We start from the raw sequence: 22,752 nt of genomic DNA, 5'->3' as shown, positions 1-22,752 counted from the left end.
ACTCTATCATGCCCTTTCCGGTTGGGGGTCAAGGGGGTTATCGGGTCTCCACCGCCAGGGCCCGCTTCTGCGCCTCCTCCAGGGCTTTCAAAGGCGGCACCCCCTGCTTCAGGCTTTTTTCCAGGGCTTCCTCGAGGTAGCTGTACCAGAGGACCATCTCCGGGTCCTGGTTCCAGGGGCGGGCCACCTCCATCTGGGCGAAGACCGCCTTGCGCATGGGGTCCTTTAAGAAGTCCCTAAGCTCGGCTTCGGCGCTTTTTCGGAAGGGGACGTAGTGGGTCGTCTCCACCCAGCGGGCCATCCACTTTGCCTCGGTGAAGAAGCGCCAGAAGGCCACCGCCCCCTTGACCTGCTCTGGGCTGGCCCCTTTCAGGACCACCAAGGCCGCCCCGGAAAGCGGCACCGACCCCTTGGGCGTACGGGGAAGGGGGGCATACCCCACCTGGAAGGGAAGGCTGGTGTGGTAAAGGACCACGGGCAAGGCGGTGGTGGGGGCGAGCCCCATGAAGGCCTTGGTCCGAAGGAAGTCCGCCGCGGCGAACTGGGCCTCGGCCAGGTTGCGGGCGAGGGCATCCTGGCGCTGGACCATACGGTAAAGCCGTTCTAGAGCCTCCACCGCCTCGGGGGAGGTAAAGGTGGGCCGGCCGTCCCTGACCAGGCTTCCCCCTAGGCTCATCACCAGGGCGTTGAAGCTCCAGATGTCCGTGGAGAGGACCAGGCCCCGGGCGGTGCGGCTTTTTAAGGCGCCTGCGGCCTTTTCCACCTCGTCCCATGTGGAGGGGGGTTTCAGCCCCTTGGCGCGGAATGCGTCTAGGTTGTAGTAAAGGACGGGAAGAGAAAGCCCTATGGGAAGGCCATAGGTCCTTCCTTTGACCTGCCCGCTTTTAAGGGCTTCCGGGTAGAGGTCGTCTGGAGGGGTTCCCAGCTCCCCATCCAAAGGCAGGGCCAACCCCTCCTGGGCCAGCCGGGGGAGGAAGGAAAGCTCCGCCTGGAAAAGGACCGGGGCTCCACCGGAGCGCAAAGCGGCCAGGAGTTTTACCCCTGCCTCCCGGTACTCCCCGGCATACCGGGCTTCCAGGCGGTACCTCCTCTGGGACTGGTTGAAGGCCTGGATGGCCTCCTCCAAAGGGGCCTGGCCCGGGGGGCCGGCGGTGTGCCAGAAGGGGATGCTCACCTGGGCCAAGGCCGGGGGGAAAAGGAAAAGCAAAACCCACCGCATCCTTTCCACCATACCAGGCGGGGGGTGAGGGGGGGATGAAACAGGGCTCAATCCGGGCTGAAGACGGGTCTGGCCATGGCGCAAAGCTCGGCCCTTCTTTGCAAGAACCGTTCCCGGGCCAAGGGGCCCAGGTACCCCTCGGGGGCAAGCGCCGGGGGAAGGCCGGGATCCAGGAAGAGAAGCTTACGCGCCTCGTGGACAAGCTCAGTAAGACGACGGAAGGCCTCCTCGGGGTCCTTCGCTTGCCAAGATCTTCGCAAAAGTTCCTGGTAATGTGCCTGGGCTTCCTGGAGAGGGAAGACCCTTCTGACCAGGGCCCTGGCCTCCTCCAACGACCCCTCGGCCCGGAGAAGAAACCCTTCCTGGCCGTAAAAGGAAAGGAGTTCCTTCACCAGTTCCTCCTCCCCATTGGGGCTTATGAACACCCCAGGCAGGAGGCTTCCATACCCCAGGAGGGCGAGCTCGGCCTTAAAGCGGTCCCGCGCCTTCCGGCCCAGGTTTTGCACCAGAAGAAGGCTGAACCGGCCCGAAAAGGAGGGCGTATGCTCGTAAAGCCTTTTCCGCACCGCCTTGATCTGCCAAAAGACCCGGTCGGAGAGCTGGTAGAGGGCCTCCCTACCCTTCCTTTCCGGGATCACCCAGCCCCGTTTTGCGCTTCGGGAAAGGGCTGCCCGCACCGCAGGTTCGGAAAAGCCCAGCAGTCGCATCCAGCGCACCAGGTCCTTGACCCGCGCCTTCCGATTTGGGAAGACGTATTCCATGTAGAGCGTGAACAAGGTGGATCGCGCCCTCATCCGAAGACCGTATCCAGCCGCTTCTCCCGCACCTCCCGGAGGGCCCCCTCGAGGAAGGCGGCCAGCGGCATGCTCCCCAGGTTGCCCTTGTGCCGCCTGCGGACGCTCACCGCCTGGGTCTTTTGCTCCTCATCCCCCACCACCAGAATGTAGGGGATCTTCTGAAGCTCCGCATCCCGGATCCGGGCCTGCATCCTCTCCGGCCTCAGATCCGCCTCGGCGCGAAGGCCGGCCTCTTTGAGCCTGGATAGGACCTCCCTGGCGTAGTCTCCCTGCTTTTCGGAAACGGGCACGACCACCGCCTGCACCGGGGAAAGCCATAGGGGAAAGTCCCCGGCGAAGTGCTCGAGGAGGATGCCGATGAAGCGCTCGAGGGAGCCGAAGGGGGCCCGGTGGATCATGACCGGCCGGTGCTCCCCCCCGTCCTTGCCCACATAGGTGAGGCCAAAGCGCTCGGGGAGGTTGTAGTCCACCTGGATGGTCCCCAGCTGCCACTCCCGGCCCAGGGCGTCCTTCACCACGAAGTCCAGCTTGGGACCGTAAAAGGCCGCATCCCCCGGCTCCACGGTGTAGGAAAGCCCCGCCTCCTTGGCCGCCTCCTCGATCTGCCGTTCGGCCAGGGCCCATTTGGCCTCGTCTCCCACGTACTTGCTGCTTCCGGGCTCCCGCACCCCAATCCGGGCCCGGTAGTCCTTTAGGCCCAGGGTGTGGAAGACGTGGAGGACCAGGTCCAACACGCCCAGAAACTCCCCCTTCACCTCCTCGGGGGTGCAGAAGATGTGGGCGTCGTCCTGGGTAAACCCCCGCACCCGGGTGAGGCCGAGAAGCTCCCCCGCCTTCTCGTAGCGGTAGACGGTGCCGAACTCCGCAAGCCTTAAGGGGAGTTCCCGGTAGGAGCGTTTCCGGTGGGCGTAGATGCGGATGTGGTGGGGGCAGTTCATGGGCTTGAGGAGGTATTCCTCCTCCTCGCCCCGTTCCTGGAAGCGGATGGGGGGAAACTGGCTTTCCGCGTAGTAAGGGTAGTGGCCCGAGGTCTTGTAAAGCTCCAGGCTCCCGATGTGCGGGGTGGTGACGAGCTGGTAGCCGCGCCGGATCTGCTCCTGGCGCATGAACTGGATGAGCTCCTCGCGGAGGATGTTCCCCTTGGGAAGCCAAAGGACCAGGCCCTTTCCCACCATGGGGTCTATCAGGAAGAGCTCCAGCTCCTTTCCGAGCCGGCGGTGGTCGCGTTTTTTAGCCTCCTCGAGGCGCCAAAGATGCTCCTTAAGCTCCTCTTCCGTGCGGAAGGCCACCCCATAGACCCTCTGGAGCATGGGTCGGTTCTCATCCCCCCGCCAGTAGGCCCCGGCCACGTGGGTGAGCTTGAAGTGGGGAGGGATGCGGCCGGTGGAGGGGACATGGGGTCCGCGGCAGAGGTCGGTAAAGCCGTAGGCCTCATCCCCCTGCTGGTAAAAGCTGATCTCTTCCCCTTCCGGGATCTCCTGGATGAGCTCGGTCTTGTAGGGGTCTTTCCCCTGGTAACGGGCCAGGGCCTCCTCGCGGGAAAGGACGAAACGCCTTAAGGGGAGGTCCCGCTTCAGGATCTCCCGCATTCTGGCCTCTATGGCCGGAAGATCCTCATCGGAGATGGGCTCGGGGGCGTCTATGTCGTAGTAAAATCCGTGTTCGATCACCGGCCCGATCCCGAGCTTTACGCTTTCCGGGTCGTACCCCTTTTCCCGGAAGTACTCCTTCACCGCCTGGGCGAGGACGTGGGCCAGGGTGTGGCGGAAAAGCCGCTGGTACTCGGGATCCTTCTCCGTAAGGATCCGCACCTGCGCACCCTCCGGCAGGGGCTGGAAGAGATCGTAGACCTCCCCGTCCACCAAAGCCCCCACGGCGGCCCGGGCCAGGCCCGGCCCCACCGCCTTCGCCACGTTCCAGGCGGTGGCGCCTTCGGGAAGGTCCAGGGCTTTTCCGTCGGGCAGATAGACCGTCATGCGCTCCATCATACCCTAGCCGTTTTCGGGAAGCTTCCTGGCCGCGTATAGCCCTAGGCCGTAAAAGAGCGCGGCCAGGAGGAAGAGGCCAGCGAACCCCAGTCTGTCGGCTAGAGCCCCGCCTAAAACAGGGGAGAAGGAAAAGCCCCCCACAAGGGTGTTGGCGAGGCCGATGTAGGCGCTCCGGTCTTCTTTTTTGGCCAGGTTTAGAAGATAGGTGGTGGTCCCCAGGCCTAAGGCAGCCAGGTAAGCCCCCTGAAGGAGGAAGACCAGGCCGAACAACCCTGGGGGCAGAAGGGGGGCGAGGAGGAGGGCCAGAACCCCAAGCCCGGCCCCGGCCAGAACCACCGGCCGGGAGCTCTGCTCCGCGAGCCGGGCCCAGAGGAGGTTGGAAAGGGTCATGGAGAGGGCGTAAAGGGCCAGGTAAAGCCCGAGCGCCCTTTCCTGTTGGAGGACCCGCACCGCATAGGCGGCGTAGAAGGGCTCGGCCATCCCTCCCAGGGCGAGAAGGAGGCGCACGCGAAGGAAGCGGCGGAAATGGGGATCCAAAAGAGGGTTCCTGAGATCGATCCGCTCGGTGCGGCCCGGTTCCTCGGGTTCATCGGTGAGGCCGAAGAGGTACCAGCCCAGGCCGAAGGAAAGCGCGGCCAAGGCGAAAAGAAGGGCGTACGGCAGGGGGAAAGGGAGGGGGAGGCCCAAAAGGGCCTGGACGAGAAACCCGGCCGAAAAGGCCAGAAGCCCTCCCACCAGGTTGCGGGCGCTGAAGAAGGCGGCCCGTTTCTCCTGGGGGATGACCTTGGCGACGGTTTCCCAGAAGGGAAGGCTGGAGACCCCGGTGAAGAGGGCGTTTAGGCCGAGCCCCAAAAGAAAGCCCCCGAGGAGCAAGGAGGGCCAGGGGCCGAGGAAAAAGGCGGAGAGCGCCATGAGAACGATGCCGGAAAGCCGCAAAAGGGCCACCCGTTGGTAGAGGACGATCTTCCGGGGAAGGCGGGCCACATAGGGGGCCAGGAAGGCCTGCGGGACCAGCCCTCCGGCCTGAAGGAGGGCGGGCAGCAGGCCGATGAGGGGCCCGGGGGCTCCAAGCCGGGCCGCAAAGCCTGCAAGGACGATGTTCGCATTTAAAAACGCGTCCCCGAGGAAGACGAGCCAGCCGTTCACCACCCCCAGGCGGTAGTTCCGCTCCCGGAGGTCTAAGATGGTGCTGATGGTCTTAAGGATGCTTCCCACCCTAGGTCCCCTCCATCTCCTCCACCCACGCTACAATGCGGTCACCCTTTTGGAGGTGGCCAAGGGGGTTCGGCCCGAGGTGATTCTGCTCGCCTCCTGGCCGCTTCTGCCCACCCTCGAGGAGGAGCCTGCCCTCTGGGCCCTCTTGGCCTGGGCCGAGGCCCATAAGGTGCCCGTGGAGGCGGTGGGGCTTCGGGGTAAGGAGGAGGCCGAGGCGTTTCGGGAAGCCCTAAAGGCCTTCCCCCAGGGGGAGGCGTACCTGGCCCAGCTTTCGGAGTGGGAGAGGGGGCTAAACCACCTCCTTTCCACTCCCCTTACCCCAGGCCGGCTGGGGGAGGAGGGCTTCGTAAGGGGCCTAAGGGCCCACCTCGAGGCCCTGGCCCAGGCCTTTGGAGAGGGGCCCGCCACCGGGCACAGGAAAAGGCGGATGGAGGAGGCCGCCCTAAGGCTTCAAGGGGAAAGGAGGCGGGCCTTGGTCTTGGTGGAGGTCCTGGACTACCCCTATCTCCTTCCCGCCTTCCCCGAGGCCAGGCCCCAGGACCACCCCCCCACGGAGGCCGAGCGGCAGAGGGCCCTTTTGGACCGGGCCTGGCTCCTCCGGGAGGAGGACGACTGGGGGGCTCTCCTCGAGGGGCTTTTCCAGATCGCCACTCCGGAGGCCCTGTTCCTTGCCGGCCAGATCTACCTGGCCGCGGGCCAACCCGAGGAGGCGTTGGAGGTCTTTGAGGAGGTCTTCCGCATGGATTTCCAGACGCCCCCCTACCTTCCCGGCTACTTCCTGGCCCGGTTTGGCCAGCTTCTGGACCATTTCGGCCAAAGGGACAGGGCCCAGAGGGCCTACCGGGGGGTTTTGGCCCTCTCCTTCGCCCCGGAGGAGGCCAGGGCCATTGCCCTGGCGGGGCTCAGGACACCCTTCCGTTTGGGGTGACCCCGGCTCCCCCCTAGGCCAAAGTGTGCCCTTCCAGGCTTTGGATGGCCTGCCGGAGATCCTTTGGGAGGGGGGTGGGTCGCCCGTTTTCTAAGTAGACCTGGACCGAGAGGGCCCGGGCGGCCTCCTCCCCGTTTTTAAGCACCCGGTACTCCATGGTGAAGCTCGAGCGCCCAATCCGCACCGTGCGGGCGAGCACCTCCACCCGGTCCTCTAGAAAAAGGGGTTTTCTGTAGTCCACCTCCACCCGGGCCAGGACGAAGTGGCCCTCGGAGAGCCAGCCCGGTAAGATCCGGTGAAAGTAGGCGATGCGGGCAAGCTCCAGATAGCTTAAGTAAGCGGCGTTGTTCACATGGCCCAGGGCATCGATGTCGGCAAAGCGGACCTGGATGGGGACGCGGACGGGAAAGCCCTCCATGGGGGGCATGGTACGCCTTGGGGGCCCGGTTGACAAGCGCTGACCCGCGGGTCAGGTATAGTGGGGGCATGGCCGAGCTCACCTGGAACCTCGAGGCCCTCTACCCTGGTTTTGGCGAAAGGTTTGAGCAGGATCTGGCGGGGCTGGAGGCCCGGTTGCAGGCCCTTCGTGAAAAGCTGGAGGGGCAGGCCCCTTTGTCCGAGGCCCTTTCCGCTTTGGATGCCTACCTCGAGGCCCTGGCCCCCCTGTCCGCTTACGTCTACGCCCGCTATGCGCAAAACACCTTGGACGAGGAGGCCCTGAAGCGCCTTTCCGAGTTCGAAAGCAGGCTTCTCAACTTCCAACGCCTAAGGCCCTTGCTCGTCCGCTACCTGGCCGAAAAGGACCCTTCGGAGGCGGGGGCTTACCGGATCCTGGTGGAGGAGGCCAGGCTGGAGCGGGCGCACCAGATGTCCTTGCCCGAGGAGGTTTTGGCCGCGGAGATGAGCCTTTTGGCCCGGAAGGCCTGGGCCAAGCTCCACCAGAGCCTGACCAGCCAGATCACCGCCCCTTTAAACGGGGAGGAAAAGCCCATCTCCTTTGTGCGCAACCTGGCCTTCCACAAGGACGAATCCGTGCGGAAGGCGGCCTACGAGGCCGAGCTTAGCGCCTGGGAGAAGAACGAGCTCCCCTTGGCCTTCGCCTTAAACGGGGTCAAGGGGGAGGCGGCGCTTTTAAACCGCAAGCGGGGGTATCCAGACGACCTCGAGCCCACCCTGCACAAAAACCGCATCACCCGGCCCATGCTGGAGGCCCTCCTTACCGCCATGCGGGAGGCCTTACCCCTTTTCCGCCGCTACTTTGACCTCAAGGCTAAGGCGCTTGGGAAGCCTGTTCTGGACTGGTGGGACCTCTTCGCGCCTTTGGGCGAGGGGCGGCGGTGGAGCTACGAGGAGGGCATGCGGTTTATCGTGGAGCACCTGGCCCGCTTTTCCCCGGCGGACGCCGCCTTGGCGGAGCGGGCCTTCCGGGAGCGCTGGATCGACGTCCTCCCCCGGAAGGGCAAGGTGGGTGGGGCCTTCTGCATGGGGGCGGGTGGGGAGAGGAGCCTCATCCTCACCAACTTTGAGGAGAGCTTTGAGGCGGTCTCCACCTTGGCCCATGAGCTGGGCCACGCCTACCACAACTTCTGCCTGGCCCGGCGCCCCCCAAGCCTCCGGAAGGTCCCCATGACCTTGGCCGAGACGGCGAGCATCATGAACGAGACGGTGGTGGTGGAGGCCGCCTTGGAGGTTTTGCCGGCGGAGGAGGGCCTTCTTGTCCTGGACGGGTGGCTTACCGGGGCGGCCCAGGTGGTGGTGGACATCTACTCCCGCTTCCTCTTTGAGTCCTGGGTGTTTGAGGCCCGGAAGGGGCGGGAACTTTCCGGAAGAGAGTTCAAGGAACTTATGGTGCGGGCCCAGGACGAGGCCTACGGGGAGGCCCTGAAAAGCCGCCACCCCTATATGTGGGCGGTGAAGGGGCATTACTACGGGTCCGACTTTTACAACTACCCTTACGCCTTTGGCCTGCTTTTCGGCCTGGCGCTTTACGAGACCCACCGGCAGGAGAAGGCGGGTTTCTTGGAGAGGTATGAGGACCTCCTCGCCTCCTCGGGCCAGTACACGGCTAAGGAGCTGGGGGCCCGGTTCGGGTTTGACCTGGAGAGCCCGGACTTCTGGCGAAGGGGGGTAAAGGTCATCGAGGAGCGGGTGGAGGCCCTGGGCCGGCGCCTAAACGGGTAGGGCTCCAGGCTTGTCCCCCACGTGGATGGCCGCCGCGCCGAAGGCCAGCCGTTCGTAGCGCACCTCGAAGCCCACCCGCTCCATCATGCCCTTTAGGGCTTCCGGGGCGGGAAAGCGCTTGACCGACTCGGGGAGGTACCGGTAGGCGCGGAAGTTTCCCGAGATGAGCCCCCCCAAAAGCGGGAGGACCCCCTGGAAGTAGGCCCGGTAGAGGAGGCCGAAGGCCCCGCCGGGGGGTGGGGGAAACTCCAGAATCACCGCCCGGCCCCCGGGGGCAAGGACGCGGTGCATCTCTTCCAAGGCCTTCCCGTAGTCCGCGAAGTTCCGGAACCCAAACGCCACCGTGACCGCCTGGAAGCTACCCTCGGGAAAGGGCAGGGCGAGGGCGTCCCCTTCCAGGAAGGCCACCTCGAGGCCCAGCTGCTTCGCCTTTCTGCGGGCGAGTTCCAGCATGGCCGGGGCGAAGTCCACCCCTACGACCTCCGCCTCGGGCCGGGCCCGCTTGATGGCCAAGGCCAGGTCCCCCGTGCCTGTGGCCAGGTCCAGAACCCGGCGGGGGTTTCTCGCCAGGGCCAAGGCCACCGCCCGCTTCCGCCAGGCCTGGTCCTGTCCTAAGGAGAGGAGGCGGTTGAGAAGGTCATACCTGGGGGCGATTTCGCTGAACATCCGGCGCACGGCCTCGGGCTTCCGCTCCACGCCTTTGAGTATACGCCTTCACCTTCTTTTCAGCTCAGGTGGTAGACTGGGGGTATGAACCTGGGCATGCCAGAGATCCTGGTCATCCTTCTCATCGCCCTGCTCCTTTTTGGCCCGAGGAAGCTTCCCGAGCTCGGCCGCTCCTTGGGGCAGAGCATCCGGGAGTTCAAGCGGGGGGCGCAGGAGATCCGGGAGGAGCTGGAAAAGTCCGTTGAGGTCAAGGAAGAGGTCAAGCCCGCACCAGTGAAGGAGGAGCCTAAAGCTTGAAGGAAGCCCCTTTGGTTGAACACCTCGAGGAACTCCGAAGCCGCCTACTCTGGTCCATCCTGGCCTGGGCGGTGGCCACGGGGGTGGCTTGGTCCTTCCGGATCCAGCTTCTGGACTGGTTGAAGCGGCCTTTGGACCTGGCGGCCAGACAGAACGGCATCCAGGTGAACCTCATCGTCTTGGATATCACCGAGCCCTTTTTGGTCTCTTTGAAGGTGGCGGCCTTCGGGGGGTTGGTCTTGGTTTTGCCCTTCATCGTCTACCAGATCTGGGCCTTCATCGCCCCTGGGCTTTACGAACACGAGAAACGCCTGGCCGTGCCTTTTCTCCTGGGGGCGGGCTTCAGCTTCGCCCTTGGGGCCCTCTTCGCCTACTACGGCTTCTTGCCCTTTGCCATCCCCTTCCTTTTGGGCTTTTTGGGGGACGTGGTCACGCCCCAGATCTCCATCGGCCGGTACATGGGCCAGGTCCTGCTGATGATGGCGGTCATGGGCCTGGTCTTCGAGATGCCGGTGGTGAGCTATCTCCTCGCCAGGCTGGGGATTCTTTCCAGCAGCTTCCTGGCCAGGAACTGGCGCATCGCCGTCGTCCTCCTCCTGACTTTGGCGGCCATCATCACCCCCACGGTGGATGTGGTGAGCCTGGCCATCGTCTCCCTACCGCTTTTGGTGCTTTACTGGATCTCGGTCCTCGTGGCCCGGCTTGCGGAAAGGCAAAGGCCCAAGGAGCTGGAGGCTTGACTTCGGGCCAAGCCCTTGGCATAGAGTAGCCTATGGACGCACGCATACAGGCCCTTCGCCGGGAGGTGGACCGGATTAACCGGGAGCTTTTGCGCCTCCTTTCCGAGCGGGGAAGGCTGGTTCAGGAGATCGGCCGGATCCAGACGGAGCTTGGCCTGCCTCACTACGACCCCAAGCGGGAGGAGGAGATGCTCGCCTACCTCACCCGGGAAAACCCGGGGCCATTCCCAAACGAGACCATCCGGAAGCTGTTTAAGGAGATCTTCCGCGCCAGCCTGGACCTGGAGGAACGCCAGGATCAGAAGAGGTTCCTCTACTCCCGAAAGGTCAAGCAGGAGGACACCCGGGTGCGGGTGAGGGGGGTGGTCTTCGGGGAGGCCCCCCTGGTCATCGCTGGCCCTTGTTCCATCGAGTCGGAGGCCCAGATGATGGAGACCGCCCGCTTCCTGGCCGAGCGGGGGGTAAAGGTCCTCAGGGGAGGGGCGTTCAAGCCCCGCACCAGCCCCTACGCCTTTCAGGGCCTGGGGGTGGAGGGCTTAAGGCTCGGCCGGAAGGCGGCGGAGGCCTTCGGCATGGTCTTCGTCACCGAGGTCATGGACACCCGGGATGTGGAGGTGGTGGCCGAGTATGCCGACATCCTCCAGGTGGGGGCCCGGAATATGCAGAACTTCGCCCTTTTGAAGGAGGTGGGCCAGGCGAGGAAGCCCGTCCTTCTTAAACGGGGCCTGGCCGCTACGGTGGAGGAGTGGTTCTACGCCGCGGAGTACGTTCTGGCCCAGGGGAACGAGGCGGTCATCCTGGCCGAGCGGGGCATCCGCACCTACGAGCGCTGGACCCGGAACACCCTGGACCTTTCCGCGGTGGCCTTGGCCAAGCGGGAGACCCACCTCCCGGTGGTGGTGGACGTGACCCACGCGGCGGGGCGCACCGACCTCCTCATCCCCTTGGCCCGGGCCGCCTTGGCCGCGGGAGCGGACGGGGTGCATGTGGAGGTCCACCCCAACCCCAAGGTGGCCCTTTCCGACAACGAGCAACAGATGGACTTTGCTCAATTTGAGGCCTTCCTAGGGGCGCTTTCCCCCTTCCTGAGGCGGTAATGGGGCTTTTGGACAACCTTCTAAACGCCTTTTTAAAGGCCACGGACCCTAGGCCCCGCTTTGTGGCGGAACGCTGCCTTTTGCATAAGAACAGCGTGGGGGGGTGCGACCGGTGCGAAAAGGCCTGCCCCAAACGGGCGGTGCGCCTGGAGAACTGGTCGGTGGAGATCGACGAGGTGGACTGCACGGGGTGCGGGGTGTGCGTGGGGGTCTGCCCTGGTCTGGCCCTGGAGTATCCCCTGGGGGGGGTACAGGAGGCCCTGATCCGGGGCCGGGGGCAGGTGCGTTGTTCCAAGGCGGAGGGGACCGGGGAGGAGGTCCTCTGTCTGGGCCGTCTCACCCCGGGGCTGCTTGCCGAGGCGGGTAGCCGCTTTGGCCGCCTCACCCTGGCCCGGGGGGCGTGTGAGACCTGCCGGATTGGGGGAGAGGGGGTTCCCCTTCACCTCGAGCGCATGGTGGAGGAGGCCCGGCGGTACTTCCCCGTGGAGGTGGAGGTGGTCCAAGGGGCCCTTCCCGGGGAGCGGGTGGACCGGCGGGAACTCTTCCGGGCCCTTGTGGGCAGCGCCAAGCGCACGGCCGCCAGCCTCGTCCCCGAGCTCCCCATCCCTTTGGAGGAGGGGGAAAAACCCCTGCCCGCCGAGCTCCGCCTCCGCCAGATCGCCGCCCAGAGAAGCCCCAAGGTGCGGTGGTTCCGGGTGGAGGTGGCCGAGGGGTGCACCCTTTGCCCGGTCTGCACCAACGTCTGCCCCACCCAGGCCATCCGCCGGGTGCGGGAGGAGGAGGAGTACCTTCTCTACCTCGAGGTGGATCGGTGCACCGGGTGCGGGGCCTGCGTGGAGAGCTGCCCGCCCCAGGTGATCCGCCTCTCCGAGGCAGAGGCGCTGGAGGAGGTCCTCCTCTTTCGCGGCCAGCCCCCCTGGTACGATATGTAGGGGGTGAACCATGAAAACGGTCCTGGTCACGGGCGCGGGGGGCGGGGTGGCAGGGGCCCTCCTTCCCCGGCTACATGAGCGGGGGTACCGGCTCCTTTTGTCCGACCCCAGGCCGGAGCGCATGGGGGAGCGGGCCCATCGGTACGGCGGGAAGACCTTCGTGGCCGATCTCACCCGGTACGAGGAGGCCAAGGCCCTGGCGGACTGGGCCGCGGAGCAGGGGATGGAGGCGGCGATCCATACCGTAGGGGGGTTTGCGGGGGGAGGCTTCCTCCAGGCCGATCCGGGCCTGTACGACTGGATGATGGACCTCAACCTCCGGACCACCTTTAACCTCCTTCACGCCGCCTTGCCCTATTTGGATAAGAGGCGGGGGTTCTTCGCCGCCTTCGCCGCCGGCCCCGCCTGGACGGGGGAAGGCCCCAAGCGGGCCCTGTACACCACCGCCAAGGCCGCTTTGGCTGCCCTTCTCCGCTCGGTGGCGGGGGAGGTGGAGGGGGTACGGTTTTTGATCCTCTACCCCATGGGCACCGTCGATACGCCCCAGAACCGCGAGGCCGTGCCGGGGGCGGACACCCGCCTTTGGATCCGGCCGGAGGCTCTGGCCGAGGCCCTCATCTTTTCCATGGAGCTTCAGGGAGGGCGCCTTTTGGAACTGCCCGTCTACCCGCCCCAATGAGGCTTTCCCCCTTTTTTTACCAGGCGGCCCTTTTCCTCCTTGCGCTCTGGGCGGCCACGCGGCTTTTGGAGCTCTTCCTTTGGGTCTTTTTGGCCTTTACCCTGGCCGCGGCGGTGGAGCCCTTGGTGGGAGGGTTGGCGGGCCGTTTAGGCCGGCCTTTGGCCGTCCTCCTGGCGTATGCCCTTCTCCTGGGGGCCGTCTTTCTCGTGGGGGTGCTGACCTACCCGGTCTTGGCCAGGCAGTTCGCCCATCTGGCCGGGGTTCTGGCCCACCTTCCCGTCCACCTCGAGGCGTTGGCCGACCGGCCCCTGGAGACGCTTTTAAGCGGCCTGGCCTCCGCGGGAAAGGCCGCAGGGGGGGTGGTCTTCCGTCTGGTGGGGGGCGTTTCCGAGGCGGTCCTGGCCTTGGTGTTGGCGGTGATGGTGAGCCTGGAGCCCCACCTGGTGGCCCGCTTGGCCCCCTACCTCCCCGGGGCGGGCTGGGCCGAGGTGCTGGAGGCCACCTGGCGCCGCATGGGGTACTGGGCGCGGGCCCAGTTTTTTGTGGCCTTTTCCTTTGCCCTTCTCTTTGGGACCTGGCTCAGCCTGGTGAAGGCCCCCGCGCCTTGGGCTTTGGCGGTCCTCGGGGGGGTGCTGGAGGTCGTGCCCCTGGTGGGCGGGGCCATCATCGCCCTCCTCTCCGCAGGGGTGGCCCTGTCCAAAGGCCTGGTCACGGCGGGGCTGGTGCTTTTGGGCTACGGGGCGCTGGCCCTATTGGAAGGGAAGGTCCTCATCCCCTATATCTACAGCCGCCACCTGGGCTACCACCCCGCCGTGGTCCTCCTCGCCATCTTTGTGGCGGGGAAGCTTTTTGGGCTTCTCGGGGTCTTTTTGGCGGTGCCGGGCCTTATCCTGGTGGACAATCTTTACCGGTTCTGGCGGCAGAAAGCGTAGCGCCCAAGGCCGCTCCCAGGGCATCCGCCAGGAAGTCTCCCAGGCTCACCTCCCGGCCGGGGGTGAAGCGTTGGTGAAACTCGTCCAAAAGGCCATACAAGGCGGCCAGCCCGAAGGCCGGCCGCCTTTTTTCCAGGCCCCAGGCCAGGAGGAAGCCCAAAAGGGCATAGGCCAGGAAATGGGCCAGCTTGTCCCAGGGGGCGGGCAGGCCCACCTCATTCCCCGGCCTCGAGGAGAGGTAGAAGATCCCCGCCATCTCCCAAAGGGCCAAAAGAAGGGCTAGGCTTCGACGAGCTCCCAAAGGACCCCTCCGGAGAAGCTGGGGTGGATGAAGGCCACCCGGTGCCCCCCGAAGCCCGGCCGGGGCACCGGGTCGATCAGCCGGGCCCCTTGGGCCTCGAGGCAAGCCAGGTCCTCCTCGATCGTCTGGGTGGCGAAGGCCAGGTGGTGAAGGCCGCCTCCCCGCTTGGCCAAAAACCGGCCCACGGGGGTTTCGGGGCCTAGGGGGGCGAGGAGCTCCAGGCGGCTTTCCCCCTTTTTCAGCATGGCCACCCGCACCCCTTGGCCTTCCACCACCCCTTCGGCCTCGAGGGCATAGCCCAAAAGGCCGTACCGCTCTTTGGCCTTTTCGAGGTCCTCCACCGCGATGCCCACGTGGTGCAGCATGGGCCTATTGTACCGGGATGAAGGCCACGGCCTTGGGCGAGAACCCCGTCAGGGGGACGGTGGAGGTGCGAAGAAGGGGGGTCGAGAGGAGATCCCAGGTCTCGAGTGCGCCCTCTTGGGCCAGATAAAGGTATCCGTCTGGGGCCACCAACCCTGCCTGGTAAGGGGTGGAGGGGCTTTGCGGCTCCCCGATGGGGTTTCCTTGCGCGTTCATCACCTGGAACCCCCGGCCCAGGGCCACTAGAGCGCTTCGGCCTAAGGCCAGAGCCGTGTAGGGGTTTTGGAAACCCTGGTCGGAAAGGTTCAGATCCCGGTCTAAGCGGAAAAGCCGGCTTTCAAACGTCCCCCCATAAAGGGCCCAAAGCCCTCCTGAGTCCCGGTCGTGGACCAGGTCCTTGGGAGGGAGGGCGGTGGAAACGCCCTTTTCCTTGGGGTCGCTCCCGTCTAGGTTCCGGTGGCCCAGGGCGCTTGGGGTGGCGTAGGCCAGCCGGTCCCCGGGCCCCAGGGCCAGACGGGCACTGGGGCCCAGGCCGGTAAGGTTCACTCGGGCAAGCTCCCCTCCGGTAAGGGGCCAGGTGTAGGCCTCGGGGAGGTCCGGACAGGCGATGAGGAGGCGGTTCTCCCCCAGGCGCAGGTACCCTTTTGTGCAGCTTGGAAGGGCCTGGGTGGCCGCGAGGCTTTGGGGGACCGAGGCCTCGGAAAACCCTCCCGTGTCGTAGGCCTCCACGCGGTCCGAAAAGAGGAGGAAAAGCCTTCCGGGGGCGTAGGCGAGGTCTAAAAGCCCCGGTGTCTCCCAGGTGGCCACAGCCTCTGGGTTCCTTTGCTGAAGGGAGGAGGCTTTGATGAACCGGACCTCAGCCCCTCCCCCCAGGGCCAGAAGGGCTGGAACTTGGGGTTCTTGGGTTCCGGTGCAGGCGGCAAGCAAGAGGACCAGGCCTAAGCCCAGACTCCGACTCCAACGCATCACGGACCACCTCCCAGCCGGATGCCTGCTTCGTCCAAAAGAAGGCCCGCCGCCTGACCTCCGTAGAGGAAAGCCAAGGAGAAGGCCCGTCTTTCCGAGTCATAGGCCGCCCTAAAGGCCCAGCAGCACCGGTCCACCACCAGGATGTACTTGGTGTGGAGGGCGGGCCGGATGCCGGAGAAGAGGAGGGAGAAGTAGAGGCGGGTGCTGTCCTCGGTCCCTTCGGAGGGGGATTCGAGGAAGCTGAAGGTCGGGCCGAAGTTCCTTAGGGTTAAGGTCTCCCCGTCTGTGCGGCGGAGGTAGGAGAGGCTTCCCGAAAGGGAGAGCCCCATCTCCTCCTTGCGTTTGGGCGGGGGGAGGAGGTCTAGGCCACCTGAAAAGGTCAAATCCCTTAGGAAGAGGCTGGGGTCGGGGTCCTCCGGGAGGTGGAGGGTTCCGGAAAGGCGGAGGCTGAGCTCGGGCTCGAGGCGGGTGAGGCTGAGGCGGAGACGGGTGTCCCGCCACCCCCCGTCCAGCCTTCCGGTCAACTCCAGGCGGAGGGAGGCCAGAGGCCTTAGCCCCTCTTCCCCATAGGAAAGCCCATAGCGAAGCTGCTGCCCGTCCAGGCCCAGGCTGAGGGTGAAGGCCCTGGGGCCAAACCCTAAGGTGGCCTGGGCTTCGGTGAGGTTCTGGGGGTAGGCCCGGCGGAGGTTGAAGGTGTACGAGGACTCCCCCTCCCGGTAGGCCAGGCTCAGGCGGCTCTCCAAGGGGCCTTCCCCGTTCAGCCCCTGGCGGTGGGTGAGGTTCAGGCTCCCCCCCACGAGGGCGTAGCCCAAGGCCAGTTCCAGGGGGTCAAACAGGGCTTTTTGGTGGTCAAAGCGAAGGGTGGCCCGGAGGGAGAAGGGCCTGGGGGTAAGGGAGAGGCTGGCCTTGCTCTCCAGGGGGCCCTGCCCCTCCAGGTCCCGGCGGTGGGTAAGGAGGGCGTTTCCCAAGGGGTCCTGGTACTGGGCGGAGAGTTCTAAGGGGAGGAGCCGGCCTTTTTCCAGATCCCGCCCGCCCTTGGCGCTCAGGGTCAGGGGGGGTTGCTGGAAGCCCGCGCCCAGGGTGGCCTGGTGGGTCCTTCGCGTGGGTAAGGCATCAAACCGGAAGGGGCTTTCCCCCTCTTGGACGCTCCGGGTGTAGCCGGCTTCCAGGTAGGCTGTCTGGCCGGCCTGGCCGGGGAAGCTTTGGCGGAAGCTCAGCTGCGTGGTCCAGTCCACCAGGCGCTCGGCCTCCCCGTCGGGGTTTCGCGTGGTGTAGTAGAACCCGCGGAAGCGGTTCTCCCCCCGCAGGCTGGCCCCCGCCCAGAGTTCGGGGGAGAGGGTTTCCGCGTGGGAAAAAAGAAGCCGCCCCGCCCAGAGGTAAGGCCCGAGGGCCCGGGCGCTCCGGTTGAGGGGGTTGGACTCCCCGGCGTAAAGCCCAAGGGAAAGGCTTCCGGCCACGGTGTACGCCCGGTCTTGGAGCCCGGTGAAGGTGGCCTCGATCTCCAGCTTCTGCGTCCTTCTGGGCGGGGGGGTGGTGGGGTCGTGGTCCAGGAAGAGGTCCAGGCCAAGGCGAAGCCTGGAGAGGCCCTCCTCCGGGAGGATACCCCCCTCGAGGACGGCCTCGGCCTGGGCGCTGGTGAGCTTGTCCTTGGTGTCGTCCCGCTCCACCAGGGCGTTCAGGCGGAGGCCCGGCCTTTTCAGGGCGTATTCCAGCCGGTACTGGAAGGTCTGTGGGGGGGTGTAGAGGAAGAAGTAGCGCTCCTTGGCCTCCCCTGTCCCGAAGTGGTCCAGCCCAAACCCGTACCCCCGGCCCTGGAAATAATTCAGAAAGGTAAACCCGAGGCCGAGGTCCGAGACATAGGGAAGAGCGCTTTTAAGGTAAAACCCCCCTTCGTCCTGGCCCACCTCGAGGCGGGGCCGCCTTTCCGAAAGAAAAAGGAGGAGGACGGGAAGGGTGAGGACGGGCCTCTCCCGTACGAGCAGGGTGACCCTCCGGGCCACCACCCTGTCCCCCGGGTAAAGCAGGATCTCCTCCGCCCGAAAGGCGTAGTCGGGTGTCCTCTGGCCACAGCCGAAACAAGGGGTGGCGTAGCCCTTTTCCAAAAGGATGCTCCCCGCCACCCGCTCGCACAAGGGGCCGGTGATGAGGAGGTTCTTCTGGGTGATCTCCACGTTAAGGGCGGAGAAGTCCTCGCTCGTCAGGTCGAGGGTGAGGCTTTCCGCCTGGATGCTCCGCCCCTCCTTGTCCTTGTACCGCACCCTCTCCAGGAGGTAAAGCCGCTTTTGGGTCCGGTTGAAGACCACCCGGTTGGCCTCAATGGACTCCCCGTCTCGCTCCAGGCGCACGGGGTTTCCCACCAAAACGTAGACCTCCTCGCCCTCGTTCCTGAGCTCGAGGCGTTCCGCCTCCAGGACCTTGAGCGTGGCCCCAAAGGCCAGTTGGAATAGAAGAAAAAGGACCCAGGCCCTCACCGCCGCCCCCAGAGGAAGAGGAGAAGCCCCAGAAGCCCGTAGAGGAGGTTGGGCCCCCAGGCGGCCAGGGCCGGGGGCACCACCCCCTGCTCCCCCAGGACCCGGCCCACGCTCCAGGTGGCGTAGTAAAAGAACGTCAAGACCCCCACCCCTACAAGCCCTAGGCTCCGGCTCCCAGGGAGGAAGAAGGCCAGCCCCACTCCAAAAAGGGCGAAGGAAAGGCTGGCGGCGGGCTCGGCGAAGCGGCGGTGGTAGGTGGTGGCCTCGAGGCTGGCCTTGAGCCCCACCCCCCTAAGCCGGGCGATCTCCTCTTTAAGCGCCTTCAGGCTCAGGCCTTGGGCGGGGTTGGTCCAGGGCTCGTAGGAGAGTTCGCTTAAAGCCACCTCCCCCCGCTCAAAGCGGGCCACGGTGCGGGGGCGGCTTTCCTCGTAGGTGATGCGAAGGCCTTTTTCCACCTTCAGCACCCCCTCCTCCAGCCTGCCCCTTTGGGCCAGGACCACCTCGCTTGGGGAGAGGAGCCGGATCTCCCCCAGCTCCTCCCCCACCTGGCCCACGTAGACCACCCGCCCCTCCGCGTCCAGAAAGCTCGAGCCCGGGGCCAGTAGGGCCCGGGGCTTCTGGAGCACGGTCTTTCGCAAAAGGTCCTGCCCCCGCCTTAGGCTTTCTGGGGCCCAGCTTTCCCCCAGGGTGAAGGCCAGAAGGGCCAGCCCCCCGCCTAGGGCCAAAAAGGGGAGGAGCACCCGGGTCTTGGACACCCCTAGGGCCAGAAGGGCCTTGAGCTCCGAGTCCTCTGCCAGCCGAGAAAGGAGGAGCAATAGGGCGAAAAGGTAGGCTACGGGAATCCCCCGCACCAAGGCCTCCGGCACCCGGTAGGCCAGGTACTGGAGGACCACCCAGGCCTCCGCCCCCTTGGCCACCAAGGGGGCGAGGACCTCATAGACCGCCCCTCCCAGGAAGAGGAGGACCACCACGAAAAGCCCTGAGACCAGGTAGCCCAGAACCTCCCGCAGAAGATACCGGTCCAGGGTCCTCATCTTAGCCTCCAGGTGAGGCCCAAGGCCAAAAGCCCGTAGGCCAGGTTGGGCCAGAACGCGCCCCAGGCCGCCGCTTCAAACCGGGCAAGCTGGGCGGTAAAGGTCCAGAGCACGTAGTAGCCGAAGATGAGGAGGACGATGGCCAAAAAGGCGTAAGGGGCTTCCCTTAGGGAAAGCCCCACCGCCGCCGCCGTCCAGGCGAGGAGGAAGGCCCCCAGGGCATCGGAGTATCGCCGGTAAAGGGCAAAGAGGGCCTTGGGGTCCACCTTGGCCCTTTCCTTAAGCTCGAGGAGGGTGTAGGCGTCGTAGGGGTCCCGGGAGCCCAGGCTCTCCTTAGGGGTGAAGCGGGCGGGGAAGGGAAGGGTTCCTTGAAAGGCCTGGGGCCTGCTTCCTTCCACCTTGTAGCCCGTAAACGACCAGCCCCGTTCGTCCCATATCCCTTCCTCCCCACTGTAGACCGTTCCGTCGGGGCGGACCACCCGCAGGCGGTAAAGGCGAGTCCGGCCCCCCTCGGGGCGCACCTCCTCTGCGAAGTAGACCCCCAGGCCGGGGGGGGCGTAGACCTGGTTCCGCAAAACGCCGGAAATCCCTCCTTCCCCGTAGAAGATCTTGGCCAAAAGGGCATCGTATCGCTCCAGGGCTAGCGGCCTTAAAAAGCCCCCGTTGAGGAAGACCACCCCTCCCACAAGCAGCCCCAAAAGGAGCAGGGGTTTTAGGAGCCCCAAGGGAGGAACGCCCCCCGCATAGGCCGCCTTGAGCTCGGACTGGCGGATGAGCCGGGCTAGCCCCACGAGGATGGCGAAGACGAGGCCCAAGGGCAGGGCGAGGTTCAGGGTCCAGGGGAGGCGGTAGAGGACGAGAAGGGCCACCTTTTCGGCCTCCACGCCGCGGGCCAGGAGAAAACCGGACAGGGAGGTGAGGAGATCCGTGGTAAGAAGCGCCAGGAAGAGGAGAACCCCTGCCCCGTAGGGCCAGAGGACCTCCTTGAGCACGTAGCGGCCCAGCACGCAGGCAGTATACGCTCCGGAGGTGAGAATAGAAAAAGGCCCCTTAAGGGCCCTTTGGTGCGCCCGGAGGGATTCGAACCCCCGACCTAGGGCTTAGGAAGCCCCCGCTCTGTCCTGCTGAGCTACGGGCGCCCGCACCGATGGGATTTTAACATCCGGCCTTGGGGGAGGCAAGCCGCCCTGCACCCGCGCAAGGGCTATAAGTGTCCCTTATGCACCGCTTGTGAAAAGAGGATTGAACTTAAGGCCACCCCTCCGTACCCTGGTGGGTACGATGGGGGAAGCGATGACCGAGACCAAGGACCTGACTCTTCTTTCAATCGGCGCCATCCGGTTTCTGGCCGTAGATGCCGTGGAGAAGGCCAAAAGCGGCCACCCGGGTATGCCCATGGCCATGGCCCCCTTGGGGTATCTCCTCTTCCGGGAGGTCATGCGCCATAACCCCCTGGACCCCAGCTGGCCGGACCGGGACCGGTTTGTCCTTTCCGCGGGGCACGGTTCCATGCTCCTTTATGCCCTTCTCCACCTGACGGGGTATGACCTCCCCCTCGAGGAGCTCATGCGCTTCCGCCAGTGGGGCTCCAAGACCCCGGGCCACCCGGAAAGGGGGCACACCCCTGGGGTGGAGGTGACCACGGGGCCTTTGGGCCAGGGGATCTCCACCGCGGTGGGCCTGGCCCTTGCCGAGAAGAAGCTCGCCCTCGAGTTCAACCGCCCAGGCCACCCGGTGGTGGACCATTACACCTACGTCCTGGCCTCGGACGGGGACCTGATGGAGGGGGTCTCGGGGGAGGCGAGCAGCCTCGCGGGGCAGTGGAAGCTTTCCAAGCTCATCGTCTTCTGGGACGATAACCGCATCTCCATTGACGGCCCTACGGATCTGGCCTTCAAAGAGGACGTCCTCCTCCGCTACCAGGCCTACGGTTGGCAGACCCTTCGCGTGGAGGACGCGAATGACCTGGATGCCCTACGGCATGCCCTGAAACTGGCCAAGCTGGACGAAAGGCCCACCCTGATCGCTGTCCGGAGCCACATCGGCTTTGGCTCCCCCAAGCAGGACTCCCACAAGGCCCACGGGGAGCCCCTAGGCCCGGAAGCGGTGGAGGCCACCCGGAAGAACCTGGCCTGGCCCTACCCGCCCTTTGTGGTACCGGAGGAGGTGTATCGGCATATGGACATGCGGGAAAAGGGCCGGGCTTGGCAGGCGGAGTGGGAAGGCCGCCTCGAGGCCTACGCCAAGGCCTTCCCTGACCTTTACCAAGAGCTTTCCCGCCGCCTTTCGGCCGAGCTGCCCCCCCTTTTGGAGGAGCCGCCGCTCTTCGACAAGCCCATCGCCACCCGGGCGGCGAGCGGCAGGGTCCTGGACGGGCTCTCCTCCCGCATCCCCGAGCTTCTGGGTGGCAGCGCCGACCTCACCCCTTCCAACAACACCCAGGCCAAGGGCATGGAGGACTTTTCCCCGGATAACCCCTTGGGGCGCTATCTGCACTTCGGCGTGCGGGAGCACGCCATGGGGGCCATCCTGAACGGGCTCAACCTCCATGGGGGGTACCGGGCCTACGGGGGGACCTTCCTGGTCTTCTCCGACTATATGCGCCCGGCCATTCGCCTGGCCGCCCTCATGGGCACGCCCACGGTCTTCGTCTTCACCCACGACTCCATCGCCCTAGGGGAGGACGGCCCCACCCACCAGCCGGTGGAGCATCTGGCCTCCCTTCGGGCCATGCCTAATCTCTTTGTTATCCGGCCCGCGGACGCCTATGAGACCTTCTACGCCTGGCAGGTGGCCCTGGCCCGGAAGGAGGGGCCCACCGCCCTCATCCTCACCCGGCAGGCCGTCCCCACCCTGGATCCGGAAAGGGCCAAAGGAGCCCTTAAGGGCGGGTATGTGCTTTCCGATGTGGAAAACCCTCAGGCGGTCATCCTGGCCACGGGAAGCGAGGTCCACCTGGCCCTAAGGGCCCAGGGGCTTCTTCGGGAGGAAGGCGTCCACGTCCGGTTGGTGAGCCTGCCGTGTGTGGAGCTTTTTGAGGCCCAGCCCGAGGCCTATAGGCGTGCGGTCCTTCCCCCGGGGCTTCCTGTGATGGCGGTGGAGGCGGGGGCTTCCTGGGGCTGGGGCCGGTACGCGGATAGGGTGGTCGGCCTGGACCGCTTCGGCGCCAGCGCCCCCTACCCGGAGGTCTACGAGAGGCTGGGCTTCACCCCGGCGCGGGTGGCGGAGGAGGTCAAGACCCTGCTGAAGAAGGCTTGAGGGCGGGGAACAAAGGGCCCGGGGTAGAGGCCCCGGGCCCTAGGGCTTTTCGAAGAAAAACCCGCCCACTGGGCGGGAGCCTGGTCGGGGAGGCCGGATTTGAACCGACGACCACACGCACCCCAAGCGTGTGCGCTACCAGGCTGCGCTACTCCCCGGCGCGCAAAGGCTAGTCTAGCCTTCCCTTTTGCCCACGTCAAGTAGGATGGGGTGCATGGATGTCAAGGACGTGTTCAAGCTGGTTCGGTTTTCCGAGGAGAAGATGGCCAAGATCCCCCTCTTTGACTCGGAGAGGATGCTGATCGACCTCTACGCCCTCCTGCCCGGCCAGGCCCAGAAGGTGCACACGCATAAGGGGCAGGACAAGGTTTACTACGTCCTCGAGGGGGAGGTGGTGGTCACCCTGGGGGAGGAGGAGACGCTTTTAGCCCCGGGGATGGCCGCTTTGGCCCGGGCGGGGGTGGCCCACGGGGTGAGGAACGAGTCGGGAAGCCGGGCGGTCTTATTGGTGGTCACCGCCCCCAGGCCTTGAGTTTCACCGGGTCTTCACACCCACGGGTTACCCTAAGGGCGTGACCGTGTCGGACCTTAGGACCCCGGGAAGCCCCGGCTTTTTGGCGCGGATCGCGGAGCGCTACCCCGTGGTCTTCGTCTTCCGGGAGGGGCGTCTTCCCGAGGAGAGGCC

22 protein-coding genes and 2 tRNA genes are annotated in these 22,752 nt (G+C 65.7%); 10 read left to right on the top strand and 14 right to left on the bottom strand.

Going from position 1 to position 22,752, the window contains the following annotated elements; translation table 11 throughout:
- Positions 1-37 precede the first annotated feature (37 nt).
- The 4 genes from C4301_RS03505 to C4301_RS03490 are packed head-to-tail and all read right to left on the bottom strand — an operon-like array spanning position 38 to position 5,210.
- Positions 38-1,219 carry an ABC transporter substrate-binding protein gene (locus C4301_RS03505; RefSeq protein ID WP_352413722.1) on the bottom strand — a complete coding sequence of 394 codons (1,182 nt, stop codon included), beginning with the start codon at positions 1,217-1,219 and terminating at the stop codon, positions 38-40.
- Positions 1,220-1,266: 47 nt separating this feature from the next.
- Positions 1,267-2,013, bottom strand: coding sequence for a PaaX family transcriptional regulator (locus C4301_RS03500; protein ID WP_352413721.1), 747 nt, complete (start codon positions 2,011-2,013; stop codon positions 1,267-1,269).
- Complete coding sequence (gene thrS / locus C4301_RS03495; RefSeq protein WP_352413741.1) at positions 2,010-3,992, bottom strand: threonine--tRNA ligase; 1,983 nt, start codon at positions 3,990-3,992, stop codon at positions 2,010-2,012. Before thrS ends, C4301_RS03500 begins: the two co-directional genes overlap by 4 nt.
- Positions 3,993-4,007: 15 nt before the next feature.
- A complete protein-coding gene (locus C4301_RS03490; protein ID WP_352413740.1) occupies positions 4,008-5,210 on the bottom strand; it encodes an MFS transporter in 1,203 nt (400 codons plus the stop codon).
- On the opposite strand from C4301_RS03490, the gene C4301_RS03485 reads away from it, so the two are divergent.
- Positions 5,188-6,147, top strand: a complete 960-nt coding sequence (locus C4301_RS03485) for a tetratricopeptide repeat protein (RefSeq protein ID WP_352413720.1) — start codon at positions 5,188-5,190, stop codon at positions 6,145-6,147. The two genes, C4301_RS03490 and C4301_RS03485, sit on opposite strands and share 23 nt — an antisense overlap.
- Before the next feature lie 13 nt (positions 6,148-6,160).
- Here the strand turns inward: C4301_RS03485 and C4301_RS03480 are convergent, their stop codons facing one another.
- Entirely contained in the window at positions 6,161-6,565 is a 405-nt protein-coding gene (locus tag C4301_RS03480) for an acyl-CoA thioesterase (RefSeq protein WP_352413719.1), read from the bottom strand.
- 68 nt (positions 6,566-6,633) lie between these two features.
- Here C4301_RS03480 and C4301_RS03475 point away from each other — a divergent pair, with 68 nt between their 5' ends.
- Positions 6,634-8,328 (top strand): M3 family oligoendopeptidase, encoded by a 1,695-nt coding sequence (locus C4301_RS03475; protein WP_352413718.1) that lies wholly within the window; start codon positions 6,634-6,636, stop codon positions 8,326-8,328.
- Here C4301_RS03475 and ubiE read toward each other — a convergent pair.
- Complete coding sequence (ubiE, locus tag C4301_RS03470) at positions 8,317-9,024, bottom strand: bifunctional demethylmenaquinone methyltransferase/2-methoxy-6-polyprenyl-1,4-benzoquinol methylase UbiE (RefSeq protein ID WP_352413717.1); 708 nt, start codon at positions 9,022-9,024, stop codon at positions 8,317-8,319. The genes C4301_RS03475 and ubiE overlap by 12 nt on opposite strands.
- A gap of 54 nt (positions 9,025-9,078) precedes the next feature.
- Between ubiE and C4301_RS03465 the strand changes: the two genes are divergently transcribed.
- From C4301_RS03465 to C4301_RS03440, 6 genes are read left to right on the top strand one after another with little or no spacing between them, the layout of a single operon-like run.
- Positions 9,079-9,291, top strand: coding sequence for a Sec-independent protein translocase subunit TatA/TatB (locus C4301_RS03465; RefSeq protein ID WP_352413716.1), 213 nt, complete (start codon positions 9,079-9,081; stop codon positions 9,289-9,291).
- Entirely contained in the window at positions 9,288-10,031 is a 744-nt protein-coding gene (tatC, locus tag C4301_RS03460; protein ID WP_352413715.1) for a twin-arginine translocase subunit TatC, read from the top strand. The genes C4301_RS03465 and tatC overlap by 4 nt, the downstream gene beginning before the upstream one ends.
- Positions 10,032-10,063: 32 nt before the next feature.
- Positions 10,064-11,128: a bifunctional 3-deoxy-7-phosphoheptulonate synthase/chorismate mutase gene (locus C4301_RS03455; protein ID WP_352413714.1), complete on the top strand. Its 1,065-nt coding sequence runs from the start codon at positions 10,064-10,066 to the stop codon at positions 11,126-11,128.
- Positions 11,128-12,060, top strand: coding sequence for a 4Fe-4S dicluster domain-containing protein (locus C4301_RS03450; protein WP_352413713.1), 933 nt, complete (start codon positions 11,128-11,130; stop codon positions 12,058-12,060). The genes C4301_RS03455 and C4301_RS03450 overlap by 1 nt, the downstream gene beginning before the upstream one ends.
- Before the next feature lie 10 nt (positions 12,061-12,070).
- Positions 12,071-12,739 carry an SDR family NAD(P)-dependent oxidoreductase gene (locus C4301_RS03445; protein ID WP_352413712.1) on the top strand — a complete coding sequence of 223 codons (669 nt, stop codon included), beginning with the start codon at positions 12,071-12,073 and terminating at the stop codon, positions 12,737-12,739.
- Positions 12,736-13,671: an AI-2E family transporter gene (locus C4301_RS03440; RefSeq protein ID WP_352413711.1), complete on the top strand. Its 936-nt coding sequence runs from the start codon at positions 12,736-12,738 to the stop codon at positions 13,669-13,671. The genes C4301_RS03445 and C4301_RS03440 overlap by 4 nt, the downstream gene beginning before the upstream one ends.
- On the opposite strand, the gene C4301_RS03435 is transcribed toward C4301_RS03440, so the two are convergent.
- The 7 genes from C4301_RS03435 to C4301_RS03405 form a co-directional block, all read right to left on the bottom strand.
- On the bottom strand, positions 13,625-13,972 hold the full coding sequence (locus C4301_RS03435) for a VanZ family protein (RefSeq protein ID WP_503012384.1): 348 nt from the start codon (positions 13,970-13,972) through the stop codon (positions 13,625-13,627). The two genes, C4301_RS03440 and C4301_RS03435, sit on opposite strands and share 47 nt — an antisense overlap.
- Complete coding sequence (gene mce / locus C4301_RS03430; RefSeq protein WP_352413710.1) at positions 13,951-14,337, bottom strand: methylmalonyl-CoA epimerase; 387 nt, start codon at positions 14,335-14,337, stop codon at positions 13,951-13,953. The genes C4301_RS03435 and mce overlap by 22 nt, the downstream gene beginning before the upstream one ends.
- A 4-nt stretch (positions 14,338-14,341) precedes the next feature.
- A complete protein-coding gene (locus tag C4301_RS03425) occupies positions 14,342-15,301 on the bottom strand; it encodes a hypothetical protein (RefSeq protein ID WP_352413709.1) in 960 nt (319 codons plus the stop codon).
- Positions 15,301-17,775 carry an LPS-assembly protein LptD gene (locus C4301_RS03420; protein ID WP_352413708.1) on the bottom strand — a complete coding sequence of 825 codons (2,475 nt, stop codon included), beginning with the start codon at positions 17,773-17,775 and terminating at the stop codon, positions 15,301-15,303. The genes C4301_RS03425 and C4301_RS03420 overlap by 1 nt, the downstream gene beginning before the upstream one ends.
- Positions 17,772-18,809 (bottom strand): LptF/LptG family permease, encoded by a 1,038-nt coding sequence (locus C4301_RS03415; RefSeq protein WP_352413707.1) that lies wholly within the window; start codon positions 18,807-18,809, stop codon positions 17,772-17,774. Before C4301_RS03415 ends, C4301_RS03420 begins: the two co-directional genes overlap by 4 nt.
- On the bottom strand, positions 18,806-19,816 hold the full coding sequence (locus tag C4301_RS03410; RefSeq protein ID WP_352413706.1) for an LptF/LptG family permease: 1,011 nt from the start codon (positions 19,814-19,816) through the stop codon (positions 18,806-18,808). Before C4301_RS03410 ends, C4301_RS03415 begins: the two co-directional genes overlap by 4 nt.
- 55 nt (positions 19,817-19,871) lie before the next feature.
- Positions 19,872-19,948 (bottom strand) — tRNA-Arg (locus C4301_RS03405).
- 154 nt (positions 19,949-20,102) lie between these two features.
- Between C4301_RS03405 and tkt the strand changes: the two genes are divergently transcribed.
- Positions 20,103-22,067 (top strand): transketolase, encoded by a 1,965-nt coding sequence (gene tkt, locus C4301_RS03400; protein ID WP_352413738.1) that lies wholly within the window; start codon positions 20,103-20,105, stop codon positions 22,065-22,067.
- 81 nt (positions 22,068-22,148) lie between these two features.
- On the opposite strand, the gene C4301_RS03395 is transcribed toward tkt, so the two are convergent.
- Positions 22,149-22,225, bottom strand: a tRNA-Pro gene (locus C4301_RS03395).
- Between the two features lie 56 nt (positions 22,226-22,281).
- Here C4301_RS03395 and C4301_RS03390 point away from each other — a divergent pair.
- Complete coding sequence (locus C4301_RS03390; protein ID WP_352413705.1) at positions 22,282-22,599, top strand: cupin domain-containing protein; 318 nt, start codon at positions 22,282-22,284, stop codon at positions 22,597-22,599.
- Positions 22,600-22,752 lie beyond the last annotated feature (153 nt).

Source organism: Thermus sp., assembly GCF_040290245.1.
Lineage (GTDB): Bacteria > Deinococcota > Deinococci > Deinococcales > Thermaceae > Thermus_A.
Note: the sequence above shows the minus strand (reverse complement) of the source record. Positions and strands in the feature narration are given on the sequence as shown.

Excerpts from the sequence above, each read along its gene's own strand:
- C4301_RS03440 (WP_352413711.1), top strand. The coding sequence starts at position 12,736 with ATGAGGCTTTCCCCCTTTTTTTACCAGGCGGCCCTTTTCCTCCTTGCG.
- C4301_RS03500 (WP_352413721.1), bottom strand. The coding sequence starts at position 2,013 with ATGAGGGCGCGATCCACCTTGTTCACGCTCTACATGGAATACGTCTTC.
- C4301_RS03415 (WP_352413707.1), bottom strand. The coding sequence starts at position 18,809 with ATGAGGACCCTGGACCGGTATCTTCTGCGGGAGGTTCTGGGCTACCTG.
- C4301_RS03450 (WP_352413713.1), top strand. The coding sequence starts at position 11,128 with ATGGGGCTTTTGGACAACCTTCTAAACGCCTTTTTAAAGGCCACGGAC.
- C4301_RS03475 (WP_352413718.1), top strand. The coding sequence starts at position 6,634 with ATGGCCGAGCTCACCTGGAACCTCGAGGCCCTCTACCCTGGTTTTGGC.
- mce (WP_352413710.1), bottom strand. The coding sequence starts at position 14,337 with ATGCTGCACCACGTGGGCATCGCGGTGGAGGACCTCGAAAAGGCCAAA.
- tkt (WP_352413738.1), top strand. The coding sequence starts at position 20,103 with ATGACCGAGACCAAGGACCTGACTCTTCTTTCAATCGGCGCCATCCGG.
- C4301_RS03425 (WP_352413709.1), bottom strand. The coding sequence starts at position 15,301 with ATGCGTTGGAGTCGGAGTCTGGGCTTAGGCCTGGTCCTCTTGCTTGCC.
- C4301_RS03455 (WP_352413714.1), top strand. The coding sequence starts at position 10,064 with ATGGACGCACGCATACAGGCCCTTCGCCGGGAGGTGGACCGGATTAAC.
- C4301_RS03480 (WP_352413719.1), bottom strand. The coding sequence starts at position 6,565 with ATGGAGGGCTTTCCCGTCCGCGTCCCCATCCAGGTCCGCTTTGCCGAC.
- C4301_RS03485 (WP_352413720.1), top strand. The coding sequence starts at position 5,188 with ATGGTGCTGATGGTCTTAAGGATGCTTCCCACCCTAGGTCCCCTCCAT.
- C4301_RS03445 (WP_352413712.1), top strand. The coding sequence starts at position 12,071 with ATGAAAACGGTCCTGGTCACGGGCGCGGGGGGCGGGGTGGCAGGGGCC.
- thrS (WP_352413741.1), bottom strand. The coding sequence starts at position 3,992 with ATGACGGTCTATCTGCCCGACGGAAAAGCCCTGGACCTTCCCGAAGGC.
- C4301_RS03465 (WP_352413716.1), top strand. The coding sequence starts at position 9,079 with ATGAACCTGGGCATGCCAGAGATCCTGGTCATCCTTCTCATCGCCCTG.
- C4301_RS03390 (WP_352413705.1), top strand. The coding sequence starts at position 22,282 with ATGGATGTCAAGGACGTGTTCAAGCTGGTTCGGTTTTCCGAGGAGAAG.
- C4301_RS03505 (WP_352413722.1), bottom strand. The coding sequence starts at position 1,219 with ATGCGGTGGGTTTTGCTTTTCCTTTTCCCCCCGGCCTTGGCCCAGGTG.